Genomic DNA, 18340 nt, shown 5'->3' with positions numbered 1-18340 from the left:
ATAATGTCAGGAATTTCTTTTTGACAACAATGGTAACTTCACCGTAAAGAACTGACCATCATCCGTGATCACCGGGTTTCCAAGATTCAGGTCCCTGAATTGGTTGATGGTTTCCTTCAACCCCGCTTTTGCCGGTACAGGGATGTAGCTTTTGTACTGGATCGAATTGCTGACGGCCAGGTACCCATCCACAGTACCGATGGTAATGCGCAGCGGTTTTTGAGACATAATCACATTGTGCCTGATGGCATTTTCGACGAGAATCTGCAGCGTTTGCTGCGGGATCAGCATATCCGCATATTCATCCCCGACAGACATCGTAACTTGAAGCGCCGAGGCATACCTTGTTTTGAGCAAAAAAAGATAGGAAGCAATAAAATCGCATTCGCTTCGAAGGGATACCATCCCGTTTTCACTGGATTGCAGAAGGTACCTGTACACGCTTGAAAGCTCGTCCAGAAATTCGCCGGCCTTCCGCCTGTCCTCCTCGATCAACGCGGAAAGCGAATTCAGGCTGTTGAACAGAAAATGTGGGTTGACCTGGTTTTTCAGACTGTTAAACTGATTTTGCAGCACCTGGTTCTTGGCTGCCTCCGATTCCTGAAGCGTGATACGGTACTGCTCAAGAGTATGGAAGGTTTCGTAAGCGGCCGCCACCGTAAAAGTGGTGATCAGTGCCAGAAAAAGGTAAGTGAGATAAGGGCGCAATCCAAATTCCATCCAGGTAAATCCCAGCGCAAAAAGTATCAGCACGCCTATCAGCTCACTAATGATTTCAATTGCCACATAACCTGAGAAAGTGATCAATATCCGTTGCCTGTTTCGGGACCGGGGATAACGCAGGCGCATCCGGTTAGTCCAGATGCAGCTGACCTCCCAGGTCGCCCATGCCAGCGTCAGCCATAAGATGGAAATCAATACATACTCCGAGGTAGTCCCTTTGAACCTGCCATAGAAGCAGAAGTTCAGGATAACGAGCATCAGCAGCAGTATGGACGGACGGACAAGTCTGGCGTGCACCCTGTTTTTCAGATTTTTTGTATCACGCATTAAATATCTTAAAAAAGCCATTCGCCATGTATTTACTTCTGCAAACTAAAATGCGTTAAGGACACCTCTGACACGGAATGTCCGGGAAACGGTAAAACCGGTTAGCGAAACGGTCATTTGCACCTGTCAACAATACCGATCGCCCCCGCCCTGTTCGATTTCTACTACTACTACTACTACTACTACTACTACTACCACCAATTGATGAGCAGTCGAGCAGAGTTACCCAAGCCTCTTCCGGTATATCAATGGTGTATTTGTTAAAGTGGATAAAGGTTCGCTCCCTACCTCCTCCAAACGGCACTGCTTTGCACCTTTTTTCTAATCCATGGTCATTTATAGGCTTATTTGCATATACTTGCTCCAGACAAGCATAATCGTTTAAGCATACAACATGGAACTTGGCTTATATACATTTGGCGACCTTGTTGCAGATCCCAAAACAGGGACCACCATCAGCAGCAGGGATAGAATGCATCAAATGCTGGAGATCGCGAAACTGGCAGACGAATCGGGGCTGGATATCATTGGTGTTGGTGAGCACCATAGTCTGAACTTTATCAACTCGGCCACGGCAACCACGCTGGCAGCCATGGCTGCGGTTACCAAAAGGATAAGACTCACCAGCGCTACCACTTTGCTGAGCACGACAGACCCGGTGCGGACATTCCAGGAATTCGCCACCGCCGACCTCGTTTCGGACGGTAGAGTCGAGCTGATTTTCGGGCGCGGCGCTTTTACAGACAATTTCCCGCTTTTCGGTTTCGATACCCGCGACTACGATGCCCTGTTTGTGGAAAAGCTGCATTTGTTCTCAGAATTAAATTCAAAATCCAGGGTGAGCTGGAAAGGCAAATTCCGTCCGGCCCTTAGCAATGCAGAGATCTCGCCACGGCCGGTACAGAGCAAGTTTCCCGTCTGGATCGGCGCGGGTTCGCCTGAGAGCGTCGACCGGGCGGCAACACTGGGCTACCCGGTCGCTATTCCTGTGCTTGGAGGCACCCTCCCCACCTATGCCCGCCTCGCAGCCATGTACAAGGAAGTGTGGGAGCACAGCGGCCACGCCATGGAAGATCTTAACCTTGCAATTTTCTCCCATTTACATGTGACTGAAACCTCCATAGAAACGCACGAAGATTTTTTTCCCTACTATTCGGCCTATATGGAACCTCTTTTTAAAGGACCAATGCCGAGAGAGCAATATAATTATATGCTTTCGCCCCACGGCTCGCTCGTAGGCGGAAGTATACAGGAGGTCACGGAGAAATTGTTGTTCATCAAGGAAGTAATTGGCGCAAAACGCTACGTGGGCCAGATCGATCTCGGCGGACAGCCATTTAAGGAGGTCGTCAAAGGAATAGAATTGTTTGCAACAAAAATAGCACCGGCACTACGGGATTGAGGCCACTGCTATTTTTGGACGGCCCTGACCTATTCAGACCGCAATGATTTGACCGGATTGGCCAGCGCAGCTTTCAGGGATTGGTAAATGACAGTCAGCCAGCAGATCACCAGTGTCAGCAAGCAGGCTGCGATAAAAACCCACGCACTCATGGGCGTTTTGTAGGTAAAACCCTGCAGCCATTTATCCATCGAAAAATAGGCGATCGGGATTGCGATCGGGAATGAAAACAAAACCAGTTTCGTAAAATCCTTGGACAACAGCAGCACCACGCTGGAAACCGAACCGCCCAATACTTTGCGTACGCCTATTTCTTTTACACGTTGCTCGGTAGTGAAAGTGGCCAGGCCGAATAAGCCAAGGCAGGCGATCAGGATCGTCAATGCGGAAAATGCCGTAAAAATTTGCCCGCGCAGTTCATCCGCGCGATAAGCCGACTGAAAATCCTGGTCCAGAAAACGGTATTCGAACAACCGGTTGGGATAAATTTCCTGCCATTTCTGACCAATGTAGGCCATTGTTTCTTTGGTGTTCTTGGTCTTTATTTTGACGTGGATTACCCCACTGGCCCTGCGGTAGATCATGATCAACGGCTCGATCGGATTGTAAAGCGATTGCTGGTGAAAATCCCGCACCACACCCACCACCTGGGCAGTAGGAGGCGGATTTTTACCGTCGGCCGGGACAGTCCCGAGCATGATTTTCTTCCCGATCGGGTCTTTCCAGTTCATACGTTTCACGACCGCCTCGTTAATGAGCACACTATTGGCTGTATCAGCAGGTAATTCGTCGGAGAAGTCGCGTCCCTTCACAATTTTCATTCCCATTGTTTTGATGTAATCATGATCAATCAAGGTTGGTTTGAAGGCCATTTCTTTCATTCCTGTGCTGGACTCAACCGTAAAGATCACACGTCCCCCGATGTTACTGACCGGGGCCGAAGCAGAAGCGACGTTCTGTATATTGGGGTTGTCCAGCAAATATTTCCGGAAAGCATTGTATTTGTCTTTCGGCTGGTTATCCTGGTAATCAATGGTCAAAACCTGTTCGCGGTCGTAGCCCAAATCCTTGTTGCGCATGTAATTGAGCTGCTGGTACACGATCCAGGTGCAGATCAGCATGACCATTGAAATAGAAAACTGGGTAACCACCAGCGCTTTTCTGAAGAAACTGCCGCCACGCGCTTTGAACGATCCTTTCAATACCGTCGCAGGTTCAAATGCAGATAAATAAAAGGCGGGGTAACTGCCGCTTACCAAACCGGTGAATGCTACGATGCATACACCAATGATGAGGAATTTCACGCTAAACAATTCCAGGTAACCAATTTCCTTGCCCGAAACTTCATTGAAGAACGGCAGCAAGGCGGCTACCAGGATAAGGCTCGAAACCAGCGAGATCAGTGTGATCAGCACGGATTCCGTGAGGAACTGCGCAATCAATGCGCCTTTTAATGACCCCATGACTTTCCTTAAACCCACTTCCTTCGCACGTCTGGCAGACTGCGCCGTGGCAAGGTTCATGTAATTAATGCTGGCGATAAGCAGCATGAAAAATGCGACTGCGCTGAATGTGTACACATATCCGATATCCCCATTGCTTTCGCCGTCGAATTTAGAGTACAGGTGTATGCTCGTCAGGGGCTGCATCTGATAGGTGATATGAATACCCATCCGCTTAAATATGGAGGACATATATTTTTCATAGAGTCCGGGGAAACCCGCCTCCAGTTTCTTAATATCCGCATTTTTGGACAGCAACAAATAGCTGTTGATATAAAAACCGCCCCATCCGTCGGCATTGCGCTGATTTGCATCCAGCGACGTCACCACATTGAATGTCATGTGGGAATTTTTGGGAACATCTTCGATTACACCTGTTACCTTATACGAAGTAGTGTCGTCGGTACGCAGGATCTGGCCAAGTGCTTCTTTATTGCCGAAAAACCTTTTTGCCACCTTTTTAGTCAACACCACGCTTCCAGGCTGGGCCAGTGCTACTTTCGGGTCGCCTTCGAGGAATTTATAGGTGAAAATATCGAAGAGTGTTGAATCGGTCGAGTACACGTCATTTTCATAAAAACGCCGCTCACCAAGCCGGAACATCATCCGTCCCCGACCGAAGAACCTCACATAATTCTCTACAAAAGGATAATCCTGTTTGAGGGTCTTCACCAGCGGCGGCTGCGTGCTGGTCCATTTGTTGATCTTGTCGGGCTCCCGGATATAAGAAACGATCCTGTAAATCCGTGAAGCTTTTTGATGGTAACGGTCGTAGCTCAGCTCGTCCGACACATAGAGAAACAATAACATGCCACAGGTTACCCCGATGGTAAGACCCAGGATGTTGATCAGGCTATAGAATTTATCCTTGACCAGATTGCGAAAGGCGAGAACCAGGTAATTTTTGAGCATAAAAAATAAGACAAGGGATAGAACACGACTGCAACTTTCATGCCCTGTGTAAACTCGGCGTCCAGTGAATAGTTACGGGATATTTCAAATTTTTTTTGTTCAGAATCGGACAGTTTTTGTGCGGTGCCGGACGGGCCGATCTGCCATTTTATGAACTGCTGAGAGGGATATGGTTTGCCAGCATACGGGGAAAAACTGATCGGACATGGAATTTAAATAAAGCGTCAATTAAAACCTTACTGCCGATATTAAAGATAATTTTAACAAAAATACGATGCTACGCTACCAACCGCGAAAGCAATCCTGATCAGTCAAGATGTTCAAACCCAGAAAGAAACAGCTTTCTCAGTTGAAAGCCACTGCCAATAAAATCAAAGACGAGCCTTTCGATTTCTTTAACATCGCACAATTCTTCACTTTAAGCGATAAAAAAGACTTTCACCAGGCCATTTCCGACAGGACCTTTCAGGACCTGGATATGGACGAGGTTTTTATGTTCATCGACCGCACCACTTCCAGGGTCGGACAACAGTTTCTATATCATACGATTAGAAATATCCCAAAAGATGCCGCAGCGGCCGGCCGTTTTGAAAAAACAATAGAAGCTTTCCAGGAAAACCCTGCCCTAAGAGATAAAGTTTTGCTGGAACTATCGGCTTTAAAGAGTAACGGAGCCTACTACATCCTTACACTCTTTCTGAAGGAGCACATCAGCAAGCCCGGCTGGTTTTGGATTGTACCGCTGCTGTCGGCCGCCAGCACATGCTCCGTTTTACTGCTCTTCTTTTTCCCCCAGGCGTTTATTGCACTCACCCTTTTGCTCGCAGTCAATTTCGGTTTTCATTATTGGAACAAAAATAACCTATACCAGTATGGCAGCTCCATTCCGCAATTGTCGAGGCTCAATTGGGCGGCCAGGGAAATTTCGAAACATCAGGGCATGGACAAGCTGAACCCGGAAATCGGGAAATCCATCGCCGCTATCGATAGCCTGGGCTTCCGGATGTCGATTTTCAAGCTGGAAGCGAAGCTGCAAAGCGAGGTGGGCCTTCTTGTCGACCACTTGCTGGAACTGATTAAAGCATTGTTCCTGATCGAGCCGCTGGTGCTTTACAACGTCCTGAAGGAGCTCGATAAAAAACGAGCGCAAGTGCGGGACGTTTATCATTATATAGGCGAAATAGACGCCGCACTTTCTGTGTGACTGCTGCGCGAAGAACTGACATCATTTTGTATCCCGGCATTCGATCAGAACAGCAAACAAATCAGCGCGCTGGGCATTTACCATCCGCTTATCTTCGACCCAATCGCTAATAATATTGATTTGCGGGGTAAATCAGCATTGTTAACCGGCTCCAATATGTCGGGCAAGACCACTTTCATCAGGACCATCGGCATCAATGCGATCCTGGCCCAAACGATCAATACCTGTTTTGCCAGACACTTCCGCATGCCTATGCTGAGCGTACATTCGGCGATCAGGGTGTCAGACGATCTGCTGAACGAAAAAAGTTACTATTTCGAAGAAGTACTGGCTGTAAAGGCTTTGCTGGAAGAGAGCCGGTCGGGTTTTGGCAATCTGTTTTTACTGGATGAAATGTTCAAAGGAACGAATACGGTGGAGCGGGTTGCTGCCGGAAAAGCTGTTCTGGAATATATAAACGAGCACGATAACCTGGTTTTTGTAGCCACACACGACCTGGAGCTGGCCGATTTGCTAAAAGAATCATTCGACACCTTTCATTTTACAGAAGTAGTTGAAAGTGATAAGATCCTATTCGATTATCAGATCAAACCCGGCGTGCTGACTAACACGAACGCGATCAGGATCCTGGAATTGAACCAATATCCCCGCGAAGTGACCGACGCGGCTTTTCAATTGGCCGGCCGTTTTTACAACAATAAAGTAACTGGGGATACAATTTGAACGGTCGGGTTATTTATATTAGCCAATCTTTTCAGTACCCAGATTTGACCCGATAAACCTTTTTTGGATGTTTCAGTTAGCTTTTCGGCATTTTGTTTACTTGCTAATCTTCATATTTGTAGCGCCTTCACTTGCCCTGTCTGGACCCGATGCGGGCAAACCCTGGCTGAAAGAATACAAGGAATATAAGGAATACAATGGCGTGTATGTCGTCAAAAAAGTGGCTATTCCCTGCCGTTCCTATGAAACCTGGCTGGTCGATGGTAATGGCAGGAAACTTACCCCGGCTTTCCGGGATATCGGCGATTTTTCCGATGGACTGGCAGAATTCGTACCGATGCAGCTGGATGCACAGGGCTTTGGTTTACACGGATTTATCAATAAAAAAGGGGAAGTGGTTGTCGAACCGGTTTACACCGCAACGGACAAATACCGCGACGGAAAAACGTGGGTTATTTATCGTTCAGGCAAGCAATTTGGACTTTCCTATGTTGATACCCAGGGAAAAACGCTTTACAAAATCCCCATCGGGTATTTCAAAAATGATTTTTTGATTTCAAAAGCCGAGGTGAGGTTCGTGTGCGGCCAGGACACCCGGGAAGATGTCCTTTGGTGGAAAAAGAATATCTTTTTCATCCTGAACTTCAATTTCAGCCCTTTTATCGAAAAGGAAATCAAGAAATCGAAGTTCATTTACCATTTCCAATACGAAGGCAAATACGGCATCATTGATAAGAATATGGTGCTGAAGGTGCCTGTTTCGCTGGACGACATCGACCCAACCTACAAGTTTTCGGGACAGGGGATGGAAAGGGTGCAGCACAATGGCAAATATGGTTACATCAATGTATTTACGGGTGATATGATCACCCCTTTCGAATTTACCGATACCCGCAAACCCACCAATGGTTTGTTTTGGGTTAAAAAGAACAACAAATGGGGCTGCATCGACAAAACCGGCAAGGTAAGGATTGCCTTCCTGTACGATGAAGCCACCGGTTTTACCTCCGAAAACCGCTCGGCGGTCGCGATTAACGGTAAGTTCGGTCACATAGACAAGTCAGGGAAAGTCAGGACACCGCTGAAATACGACTTCGCTTCCTATTACAATCACGGCATTTCCATGGTCAGGATTGACGACAAATATGGCTATATAGATACGACAGGGCACTTTATTACCAAGGTAGTGTACGACGAAGCGTTGCCGTTCGACAAGGTAACCACTACTGCGGAACGGTCGTGGCTCAGGTACCGGCTTTCTCTGGACGGGAAAGAAACATTTGCAGGATTTTCGTACAAGCTCAATGCGGTGCTGATCCTGATCGGACTGTTCATCTTTATCCGTCTCAACAGCTTCTTTTTCGACAGAATGAAAAAAGCAAGAGCGATAAAAGCATCAAAAAAACGGCTACCCTAGATGACAAAGCATGAGATGGCGCAATTCCCCCTTTAATTTGTCGGTTTTACACAGTACCTGCTGAATTGGCTGACCCTATTTTTGTTCAATCAATTCTTTAAAAGGTATCATATCATGGCAGTCAAACACAAAATCTCACCCAATTTCTGGTTTGATAACCAGGCCGAAGACGCGGCGAAGTTCTATGTTTCCATTTTCAAAAATTCAAAAATAACCAAGACCACCTACTATGGTAACGTGGGCCAGGAAATCCACGGTCAGAAACCAGGCACTGTGATGACGGTTGAATTCGAAATGGAAGGACAAAGGTTCGTCAATCTGAATGGAGGCCCACTGTTCAAATTCAACGAATCCATATCCTTCATCGTCGATTGCGAAACCCAGGAAGAAATCGATTATTATTGGGAGAAACTAGGCGAAGGTGGAGATCCGGGCGCACAGCAATGCGGCTGGCTGAAAGACAAATTCGGCGTTTCATGGCAGGTAGTGCCTGTCATGCTGGAAGAAATGGGCAGCGATCCCGACGATCCTGGTTATCTGCGGGCTTTCGCCGCGATGATGAACATGAAGAAAATGGATCTTGCTGCATTAGAAAAAGCGTACCGGGGAGAATAAGGCAGGCCGATCATAGAGTCTCTATTCTTTTTCGGATCGCGAGCTTTTCATTTTCCGTTTTAGCAAGCGCAAGGGCTTTTTCCAGGTTCCCTTGTGCTTTTTTATCATCAATTCCCTGGTAGAGGTCACCCAGCAAAAGATAGTAGAGGTGGTTGCTGTTCAAACTAAGCTTTTCCGCCTGCACAATGGCAAGTTCTCTTCCTTTCACTTTCGAGAGGGCATAGATACGGTTCAACGCGGCCATCGGAGAATACCGCATCTGAAGCAAATGGTCGTAGTACCAGAGAATGCACTCCCACTTTTGATCCGTATCTGATTTTTGGGTATGCCAGAAAGCGATCCCTGCCTCCAGGTGGTATTTGGATAACTTCTCTCCCACCGCAGCGGCTTGTAAAAAATAACCACCTTTGCTGATCAGATCGGTGTTCCATAGGCCCGGGTCCTGTTTTTCATATAATACCAGCCCACCGCTATCGTCCAGCCGGGCGTCAAACCTCGAGGCATGAAAACACATGAGGGCAAGCAAAGCATTGACCTGGGGCTTGTTGGTCAGCGCGCTCTCAACAAGCATGGTACAAAGCCTCATTGCTTCCAGACAAAGCTCTTTTCGCAGGGTCCTGTTTTTACTAACCGAATAATAGCCTTCGTTAAAGAGCAGATAAATGGTGGTCAGGACAGGTTCGAGCCTCTCTCCAATTTCGGCGGTGTCGGGAAATTCTAAGTCCACCTTTTCATTTCGCAGCTTTTCTTTGGCGCGTAGCAGCCGTTTATTGATGGTGTCCTTATTTGTTTGAAAGGCATCGGCAATTTCCTCTATCCCAAAACCGCAAAGGATCCTAAGCGACAAGCAGATCTGTGATTCAGCGGAAATAGCAGGATTGCAAATCGCAAACATCATCTGAAGCTGACTGTCCTGAATATTTTGAGGCGACAAATCTAAATCACCTTCCTCACCGTCTGGCAGTTGGGTCCGGATTTCCGGCAGTACCTTTTCCTCCAAAATGGCCAGGTGTTGCAGATAATTTTTTGCCTTATTTTTAGCCACATGGTACAACCACCCGGGCGGATTAGGAGGAGGCCCCTCAATTCCCCAAGATTGCATTGCCGTCAGGAAAGTCTCGCTTGCAATATCCTCAGCAGTCTGGATATCCTGAAAACCGAAACGCCGACAAAGAACTGAAACGATTTTACGGTATTCAGTCCTGAAAAGATGCGGGATAAGCTCATTCATGCCTGGGGATGCACGGCGCTGATTTTTCTGACTTCAACCGTATTGCCTTCCCCCATCAGGATCGGGCAGGCGCGGGCCATTTCCACCGCTTCATCCAGGCTTGCCGCTTTAATAATGATGAATCCGGCAATAGATTCCTTGATTTCAACAAACGGCCCGTCGGTAACCACATCGCCATAACCAACGACCTTCCCCTCCGTCGACAACCCTCGTCCGCCGCTGAATTTACCCTGTGCAGCGATCGCTCCCACCCAGTCCTGGTATTGCTTCATATACTCCTGCATTTGTTCGGGTGACGGCTGCGCCTCTTTTGTAAGCAGGTCTAGGCGCATAAAGATGATGTATTCGTCCATGGTATATGTCAATGTTTAACAACATAAATGGCTTTTTTGAGCTTATTGTGTCACATTCCACCCGTCCATGTCGATTTTCAGAAAAAAACAAATCAGGATTATCTGGTAGGATAAAGGATGACACATCGAGGAACCCTTGGAATATGATTTATGGGCGAGAATATACCGATATCAATTGGAACTATATGCAAGTTTTGCGCTACGAAGACGAAAAATTCGTCCACCGAAAAGTGAGACTTGGGGGAAAAGTCAGTTCATTGAGCTTCAAAGCACTTAGGCAGTCACATTGCCTGAATTTCCCGTTTTAAGTCAAAGTGCGGGTATCATTCCTGCTACTTCCTCCACCAGTTCCGGTCTCCCAAGGAAAGTTCGGCGCGTTTACTGAAAAGTAAATATAAGGTTTATCCGGATGCGCATTCATGTATGCCTGGACAAATCCATTTATTGCAAGTTTGAGTCTCTCGAAATACGGCAGGTAGCGGCCTGGTGCATTATGGGCAGGTCGGGATTTTGCTAGAGTGAGTTTGAAAAAGCTTCAATCTACGTATTTCCGAGAGGTCTGGCTCTTCATATCGCACCTTCTACCGAATAATAAGTCACCCGATTTCTTAATTCAAATATTTCTACAAATAAGTAAAATTTGGGTAGTATTGCCGATGTAGCGCCCAGTTACATATTTCCATTCAAATTTAAGCTGATGACCACAGCTGACCACACACCGCTCTGACAATCAAGTACTATTTATCTTTAGCCGTGTACCTAAAATACGGTGTAAGGAAAGATCGTGGCAATTTCACTAAAACCCTTTTATAGCTCATGGCAAACATCGCATTCAATTTTCAAGCCTATTGGAACCCGGGTACAAGCACCCCAAATCTCGCTAGCTTAACCCTCAACAACACAACCGATAAATACAAGTTGTGGGTAGCTTCGGCTACGGGCACCAATAGTATCACGGGGTCCTCATTAAGCTATGGGGTAGGCGAAGGGGTTTACTGGAATGGGACGGCGTGGGTCAAGGCTACGGCGGCAGAAATAGCTCCGTCTCTGGGATCCAAGATTTTTGTTGTCCCGGCGGATTTTGAATGGTCTACGGCTAATTTGGTGCCTTACGCAAATTCGATTTTGAAAGTGTCGAATGTGCATAAAATTTCTGATAAAATTGATTTGCCTGCAGGGATTGCGCTGGACTGTTCAGCTGGCGCCAAATTTTCATACACGGCCCCAAACAAGATACCTTCACCGCTGAACATCTATGCTGGTTGGTCGACCAATGGGAGCGCCGTTAAAGATAGCGCAGGTTCTTTTACCACGAGCACGAGCAGCGGGCGCATTTACAGAACAATTCCTTTAATTGCAGACAATTGGTATAAGGTTCACATTAAGGGCAGTACATCGTCACCGGAGGTGCAGATATTGACAGTCGATAGTACCGTCAAATTCATTACTGGTCTTACAGGGGCTAATTTTGAAGCCACCATTAGTATGGTCTACCGCGGAACCGATACACGGATTTCAATATCAAATATTGGAGCTGGTACTACAACGATTGATATTTTTGAAGTTTTTGATCTAGTTGCATTTACTTCTCCGGCTGGCTACGGTAGCACAGATGAGAAAATATTCCCGACGATCATTAATCCGAGAGGAAATTATTTAATTGAAGGAACGGCGTTAGTCAAGATGTTTAAAGTCAATGACAATACCATCTATATCGGCGATTTCTTCTCCGGATCAGAATACCCGGAGAACTTTTACGACTCCTTTGTGCGGACAAAGTTTGTAATCGACAAGAATATGACGCAGACTGGCCGCTCAGCCAGTAGCATGGAAGTTACCGTAAAGGATGTACTTGCAAAAAACTATAAAGGTCTTAGCGAAGGGTGTTCGGTGCATATTGATCCTGGGGTGACGCTGACGAATTTTTATACAAATGCAACGGGTGATTTTTCCATTAGCGGTGAAGATGGATTCATAGCAAATGGACGTGTTAGTATATGCAACATGTACCCTTATCCGCGTTCCTTAAAGTTTATTGTAAAGCCAGGAATAACTGCACAAAATTTTCAGATCGACAATGTTGAACCGCATCCGGTTAGCGACAACGTAATTGTGACACCTAATATCAGAGGCTGCAAATTCACCCAAAATGATCCTGACCTATATATATTCAGATTTCTATCTGCAGAAGATGGCTACATCGGAGAAAATTCTTTCTACTATCCATATTATCTAAGAGGTGATCACGGACAGCCGCTGGTGTTTCTGAGCGCGGTTAATAATGTTATTGAAAATAACACAATGGACAACGGCGACTCAGGGGTAATGTTCATGATGACCTACGGCCCAATTGACAATAGTACTGCCTACCGTACCTGGATTGATTCATTGGAAAGGGCCAGGTGTTTCAGAGGCTTCAAAAACAACATTGTAAGAGGAAACAATTTCTTTAACATGATGGAAGAAGCCTTCACCTGCGACGCTACGGATAACGACGGGCTCAGCCTCACATTTAACCGGAACCGCTTTACTATTTCTGAGCTGATTGACAGCGCCAGCGCACGAGTCATGCTCGAATATGAGGAGCCAGTTAACTCTAGCACCCTGGTGAACACTGTAATGACATCCATTACAAAAGGGAAGGAATTTGAATATTCGGAAATACTGGAAATAGAGCCAGATGATGACGTTGACTTCAAGAATTTTATAGTAAAAGGATCACCACAGTTTTTTAAAAATGCCTCGGTCGGCGACAGTTACGCAGTAACCTATGCCTACCAAAATGACCTAATCGAATACAACACATTTACTAATTGCTTTCATCCTGTCTTGCTGTTCATGTATGCGTTTGGAAATACCATCCGTGGTAACAAGATTTACGGAGACTACTTTGAAGCAGAAAATGCTGGAAATATGCGCCAGTTATCCTATTCTGCAATGCGTAGGCGGTGTTACATTGCGCCATGCATAGATAATGTTTGGGAGGGTAATATATGTATCGGCAACGGGCTCCATTTGGTTGCTGTCAAAACACTGATAGAGTGGGCTGATGATGAAAATTGGTTAAACACGGATCCCGAAGAATACAACCCAACCATCACTCAAAATGCGGATTACAATACTCAGGTGCGAGCAAATATATTCAAAAACACGATGGTGAAATTCCAGGGCCAAAGCGGACTGGTCTGGGGAGAAAATACATTGATAAACACTAATCTTGAAATCACCGACTGCACAGGATATTTAAATACGGACGGTGTTGTGAATGACATAGATATATACCCAGTCGATAAGATCTCTCGGAGCCTGGCATATCTTGATAAGCAAATCATACCATTCAAAGCCTCCGGAGACGGATCGGGTTACGGTAAGATAACGCTGACAATTGTGGGTGATATTATAGTCACTGCAAAAGAAAGAATAACATTATATAGCGATGGCTCTGGGTCAAATCCATCGGGTAAAAAGACATTCTCTGCTGGACCATCAGGAACACCTGCCACCATGGGCATTTTTTTCAAATGCCCATCTGAAGAAGGCTCTATTATAATTGATCATTATAACTCTATTACCGAATTTGGCAATGGAACAGACAATTTCTACATAAAGTACGATACCACCAATTCTCCGAATTGCTTTTTGGTGAGACTCTGGTCGCTGCCAGCAACAACCTTAACCATTAAACAGGACAATACGTCATTTGGGATAAATCTAAAGGGCAATATAACTAATTTACCGAGAGCGCTCACTTTTCTGCATGTTCACGATCCAGAATCTATGATCGAAGGTAGATTGAGCGATCTACCCGGGAACTTGACGGAAATAAGTCTGAAATATCCTAGTTTATACCCTCACACACCCGTACTAAGAGGAGATCTTCATGATTTACCTTCATTATGCACGTACTGGAATGATGAAACGGTCAGTGGACAATACATATATACCCAAAGGACCTGGCCCACCGGAATGAGAAGAGTAGTCATCAGAATCTCAAAAAGGAACAGTTGGACATCAGCCATGGTTAACCTGCTACTTGCTGATCTTGGAGCCGCAACCTGGGCCTCAGGAGGAGTTGTTGATTTAACCGGCAATTTACCTAAAAGAACTTCAAGCGCCGGATATAACCTTCTTGTCGGGAAGGGTGTCACGGTAACCACGAATACGTAACTCTTCGAAGAGGGCACCTAACTGCAACGTAACTTTTGCTCTCAAATTAATACTCAGCAAGATCCAGTATATTCATAGACCAAGCTGGCAGTTAGCGTGGCAACTTCGGCAACAAAGGGTCAGAAGATTGTGGATGTTACCAACAATGCTCCGAATCCAGAAGTCCACGATCAAACACAATATGTTTTCGAGCGAGTAAAGTGGTTTAAAAACAACCCTTTGATGTATTTCAAGGGGTTGTTTCTATTCACTCTAAAGCAATTTTCACAAGTAGCCGAATACAGATATTGTACTCTCCCATATAAGAAATGGTCTCGGATATTTCTAGTTAATTTATTCTCTCAAACCAGCTCCCGTATATTTATTCAATATAAAGATTAAGTATCTGGTATTTGGGTCTAGCCTGCTAAGAATGTTTTCACAGCTACCGGGAACAATTCTGGGCATTCAGGTTACACGCCGGGGCCAACTTTTTACTGCCCGGTCACTGCATTGTAAACTTTGAATCCAATTGAGCCTCGGATACGCTTGTCTAATACATACCCCCAATAATCAGCACTCTAACCAAATCGAATTTCGTCAAACAATAAATAGAATTTATTATATTTACAGATAGACAATATTATATTTTTTGTAGAATATATATTATCTAACGGTTAGTTTCAGGTGGTTACTATTCATAACTTTCCTGCCCATCTAATCCTTTAAAAATGAAACAGAACATTACAAGCTCGTTAGCACACTTGATGGCTTTGCTATTCATATCCGGCATCGCCAACGCCTCAAGTCCAAAGATCGATCCAATCAAATTTACCTTGACAACAGACGCCACAACCATCAGTCTTGGCGAGGAATTTGAGATCAAAATCACAGCACGTTTTCAGTCTCTCAGTCCAAATCTCGTCTACGTATTCAAAGGAGCGTCTTCATTCAAGTTGAAAATGGCATTTCCAGATGGGTTTCAGCAAACTGGTGGAACGTACACCGATTATATCGGAACGGAACTTTCTTCGACCCGGCCTTCCGCATCTTACACAATTCGGGGAAAATTCGTCAAACCGTCTCAGGAGGGTACGTTCATGCTTTTGAGAAGTAATCAATTTGCTAATAGTCAGTCCGATTTTATCCTGGTAGGGCAAATCGGATTTTCAACTTTTGCCCCGGACGATACCCAGCCCACGGTTCAAACCGCGCGGCTTGCTGTTGTCACCCAGGAATATATTCCCTATATGACTATTGCAGAGTTGCGCGCAGGTGTAGCTGACACCTCGAATGTGGTTTATGTGAATGAATTGAAAAAGTCTGGAATCTTCATTTATGACCCAACCGACACATCAACTCCCGACGACGGGGTATTAACCATCTTGTCCAGCACCAAAAGGTTTAAGAGAAAACATGATAATGTGTTTTATCCCGAATGGTGGGGTGCGGTAGGTGATGGGATTACAAATGATGGAGCTGCCCTGCAAGCTGCGTTTAATGCGGCAGACAGCAGAAATGCCGAAGTCAAACTAAACTATAAGTATCTCACGACTACCGCAAACACCAGTGTCAAGTGCAATGTATCTGGCTTCGGCACAATCCTGACGCAAAGTAATGCCGTTCTGACAATTGGGAAATCTTATGTGACTGTAAAAGATATCACTATTGATGGAGACTTGTCGGGTACCCCAAGCGGGCGTGGACTATACGTGGACGGACAGACCGGCGTAACCATACAAAACGTAAAAGTGTTCAATGTGCAATTGCAGGCTTTTTGGTGCAGGGATGCTGATTACATTAAAATAACCAATTGTATAACCAGGAAAACCCGTGGTGACAGTGGAGATGGCATATATGTAAGAGAATCTTTGAACCCGCAGATCATGAATAACCACTGCAGCGATTTTTCACGTATTGGGATTGTTTGTGAAGGCGCCGACGATGACCTGACACGAGACGCGGTCATCATCGGTAACACTTGTATTGATGCCTTCGAAAATCCGAATGCCGCATCCTTTCCCAATGCAGGTATATGGGCGGAAAATATAGCCGGAATCGTATGTGAAGCCAACGTCGTAAGCAATCTCTACGCAAGAGGTATCGTCGTGACCCCATCTATTGGCGACGTTGCCGAATACCAATACATCATCAGCAATAACAAAATTTCTAATGTTATTAATAGCGCAACTTATACGGGCACAGGTATAGGTTTCAGCTATGGTAACAACCAGGTGGCGACGATTTCAGGGAATATTTTGACCGACTGCAAGAGAGGTATCGAAGTTGGTTATACTCAGGTTGTGAACATCATTGGTAATACATTTAATAGAAAAATTCAGACTGCCGACTGGTTCACCGATAACATTCAACTGCTACCTACCACAGAAGATTGGTCCCCCATCTTCCTGATCAGCGATTGCATCAACAACATTAATTCAACAACCAGGCTTCCAGTCTCAATTGGTGACGTCTTCGGTCAAAAGGGCAGCATTACGATAAATGATTGCGTAGGCAATTTCGCATTTGTCAATCAGTCGCGGACCACCGCAGGGGACATTACTGTAACAAATACATTAATGGACTGGTCATCGGTAACCGTTTCCGGAAATAACTGTATTGCAAATATCACTGGCAAAGCTTCTTATGACAACTGTGACCTTATATTCCCTAATACAGCTCAGTTGACTTCGGCAAGCGCTGAATTAAGTATTAACAATTCACGGGTAAGCTCAAGCGCCGCAGCGAGGATCGTACTATACAGCTCGGGTTCCCGAATCATCAGGATATCTAACAGTACTTTCAACAATGTCAGGTTTTACGATGTAAGGCGGGCCGACCACGAGATTTATCTTTATAACTCTAAATTTGACGGCTATCATACCGGGCAAGGTTTATTTGAAAACACGGTAACACTGGTGGCAAAGCTTGAGGTTTTCGGGTGCTCTTTTTCCAAAACAATAGGAGCCGCTCCAATTCAATTCGCCAGCGGGGTTACGGATGCTGCGATCGGTCACAATACTTATTTACCGGTTAGCCTGACTCAGGGATTTATGCCATTAACGCAAAGCAGAACTGTTTCGAGAGGAACAACAGCACAACGGCCAACCGTTACGCAGATAAGCTACCGCTATTTCGATACGGATCTTAGTAAAGAAATTTATTGGAATGGCGTAGAATGGATTGTCAGCACTACCCCGCCAAGCTTTGTATCGAACGCATCTACAACCGCGCCGACATCGAAAACGACGCTGAATAGCACTTATGGAACGCTCAAAGCAGGCAGTATAGTCACCTACCAAAGTGCATCAACAGGCGCCAGAGAGTTTCGAAAGCTTGCTGACAGCGCAACATCGGACTGGGTACAGACAGTTTGGTCGACAGGGGTAAAATCTTTGGTACCGTAAACAGCCCGTTTTTGCCAAAAAACGTAAAATGGGTTGGTTGATCTCAGCTAACCCATTCATTTTGCCAAGCAGTCAGAATGTAGACACAGGCGACTCAGCTTTACTGAGTTAGAAAACGATTCGTATGATTAAGAGCAAAAGCCTTAATAGCCGTGACCTCATCAATTACTCAACTGCTCTGCGCGACAAAACTTTCCGGATGGAGGTGTTAGTTTCTCCAGTTCATGCTAACTCTCCCTCCTGGCAATCTGTTGTGTTACCGTCGGGTAAGGTCAATTATAGAACAATCCTGATCGTGCACCAAGATACCCAACCATATTCAGAGCCATTATATCACCGGAGTTCAATGGTTCGAGAATATCATACAAAAGACTGGAA

At 45.6% G+C, this 18340-nt stretch carries 11 protein-coding genes; 7 read left to right on the top strand and 4 right to left on the bottom strand.

Going from position 1 to position 18340, the window contains the following annotated elements; genetic code table 11:
* Window positions 1-6: 6 nt before the first annotated feature.
* Window positions 7-1071, bottom strand: a complete 1065-nt coding sequence (locus tag AC1XUF_RS17080) for a sensor histidine kinase (RefSeq protein WP_483343030.1) — start codon at window positions 1069-1071, stop codon at window positions 7-9.
* 373 nt (window positions 1072-1444) lie between these two features.
* Between AC1XUF_RS17080 and AC1XUF_RS17075 the strand changes: the two genes are divergently transcribed.
* Window positions 1445-2452: an LLM class flavin-dependent oxidoreductase gene (locus AC1XUF_RS17075; RefSeq protein ID WP_483343029.1), complete on the top strand. Its 1008-nt coding sequence runs from the start codon at window positions 1445-1447 to the stop codon at window positions 2450-2452.
* 29 nt (window positions 2453-2481) lie between these two features.
* Here the strand turns inward: AC1XUF_RS17075 and AC1XUF_RS17070 are convergent, their stop codons facing one another.
* Window positions 2482-4866, bottom strand: a complete 2385-nt coding sequence (locus AC1XUF_RS17070) for an ABC transporter permease (RefSeq protein WP_483343028.1) — start codon at window positions 4864-4866, stop codon at window positions 2482-2484.
* A 316-nt stretch (window positions 4867-5182) separates the two neighbouring features.
* Here AC1XUF_RS17070 and AC1XUF_RS17065 point away from each other — a divergent pair, with 316 nt between their 5' ends.
* From AC1XUF_RS17065 to AC1XUF_RS17050, 4 genes are all read left to right on the top strand, one after another.
* Window positions 5183-6070, top strand: coding sequence for a hypothetical protein (locus tag AC1XUF_RS17065; protein WP_483343027.1), 888 nt, complete (start codon window positions 5183-5185; stop codon window positions 6068-6070).
* Between the two features lie 120 nt (window positions 6071-6190).
* Window positions 6191-6793 (top strand): MutS-related protein, encoded by a 603-nt coding sequence (locus AC1XUF_RS17060; RefSeq protein WP_483343026.1) that lies wholly within the window; start codon window positions 6191-6193, stop codon window positions 6791-6793.
* 67 nt (window positions 6794-6860) lie between these two features.
* Complete coding sequence (locus AC1XUF_RS17055; RefSeq protein ID WP_483343025.1) at window positions 6861-8210, top strand: WG repeat-containing protein; 1350 nt, start codon at window positions 6861-6863, stop codon at window positions 8208-8210.
* Window positions 8211-8324: 114 nt separating this feature from the next.
* Window positions 8325-8825: a VOC family protein gene (locus AC1XUF_RS17050; RefSeq protein ID WP_483343024.1), complete on the top strand. Its 501-nt coding sequence runs from the start codon at window positions 8325-8327 to the stop codon at window positions 8823-8825.
* A 10-nt stretch (window positions 8826-8835) separates the two neighbouring features.
* On the opposite strand, the gene AC1XUF_RS17045 is transcribed toward AC1XUF_RS17050, so the two are convergent.
* Window positions 8836-10056, bottom strand: coding sequence for an RNA polymerase sigma factor (locus tag AC1XUF_RS17045; RefSeq protein ID WP_483343023.1), 1221 nt, complete (start codon window positions 10054-10056; stop codon window positions 8836-8838).
* Window positions 10053-10409 carry a YciI family protein gene (locus AC1XUF_RS17040; RefSeq protein ID WP_483343022.1) on the bottom strand — a complete coding sequence of 119 codons (357 nt, stop codon included), beginning with the start codon at window positions 10407-10409 and terminating at the stop codon, window positions 10053-10055. Before AC1XUF_RS17040 ends, AC1XUF_RS17045 begins: the two co-directional genes overlap by 4 nt.
* An 816-nt stretch (window positions 10410-11225) precedes the next feature.
* Between AC1XUF_RS17040 and AC1XUF_RS17035 the strand changes: the two genes are divergently transcribed.
* Window positions 11226-14576 (top strand): hypothetical protein, encoded by a 3351-nt coding sequence (locus tag AC1XUF_RS17035; protein WP_483343021.1) that lies wholly within the window; start codon window positions 11226-11228, stop codon window positions 14574-14576.
* 710 nt (window positions 14577-15286) lie between these two features.
* The gene (locus AC1XUF_RS17030; protein WP_483343020.1) at window positions 15287-17962 is read left to right on the top strand and encodes a right-handed parallel beta-helix repeat-containing protein; all 2676 of its coding nucleotides are present in this window, start codon (window positions 15287-15289) and stop codon (window positions 17960-17962) included.
* Window positions 17963-18340 lie beyond the last annotated feature (378 nt).

This window comes from Dyadobacter sp. HNCC25DJ185 (assembly GCF_056895195.1).
This window is presented reverse-complemented; position numbering and strand designations above follow the sequence as displayed.

Bases quoted from the DNA above. Each gene is read 5' to 3' on its own strand.
- AC1XUF_RS17080 (WP_483343030.1), bottom strand. From the start codon at position 1,071: ATGGCTTTTTTAAGATATTTAATGCGTGATACAAAAAATCTGAAAAAC.
- AC1XUF_RS17075 (WP_483343029.1), top strand. From the start codon at position 1,445: ATGGAACTTGGCTTATATACATTTGGCGACCTTGTTGCAGATCCCAAA.
- AC1XUF_RS17070 (WP_483343028.1), bottom strand. From the start codon at position 4,866: ATGCTCAAAAATTACCTGGTTCTCGCCTTTCGCAATCTGGTCAAGGAT.
- AC1XUF_RS17065 (WP_483343027.1), top strand. From the start codon at position 5,183: ATGTTCAAACCCAGAAAGAAACAGCTTTCTCAGTTGAAAGCCACTGCC.
- AC1XUF_RS17055 (WP_483343025.1), top strand. From the start codon at position 6,861: ATGTTTCAGTTAGCTTTTCGGCATTTTGTTTACTTGCTAATCTTCATA.
- AC1XUF_RS17050 (WP_483343024.1), top strand. From the start codon at position 8,325: ATGGCAGTCAAACACAAAATCTCACCCAATTTCTGGTTTGATAACCAG.
- AC1XUF_RS17045 (WP_483343023.1), bottom strand. From the start codon at position 10,056: ATGAATGAGCTTATCCCGCATCTTTTCAGGACTGAATACCGTAAAATC.
- AC1XUF_RS17040 (WP_483343022.1), bottom strand. From the start codon at position 10,409: ATGGACGAATACATCATCTTTATGCGCCTAGACCTGCTTACAAAAGAG.
- AC1XUF_RS17035 (WP_483343021.1), top strand. From the start codon at position 11,226: ATGGCAAACATCGCATTCAATTTTCAAGCCTATTGGAACCCGGGTACA.
- AC1XUF_RS17030 (WP_483343020.1), top strand. From the start codon at position 15,287: ATGAAACAGAACATTACAAGCTCGTTAGCACACTTGATGGCTTTGCTA.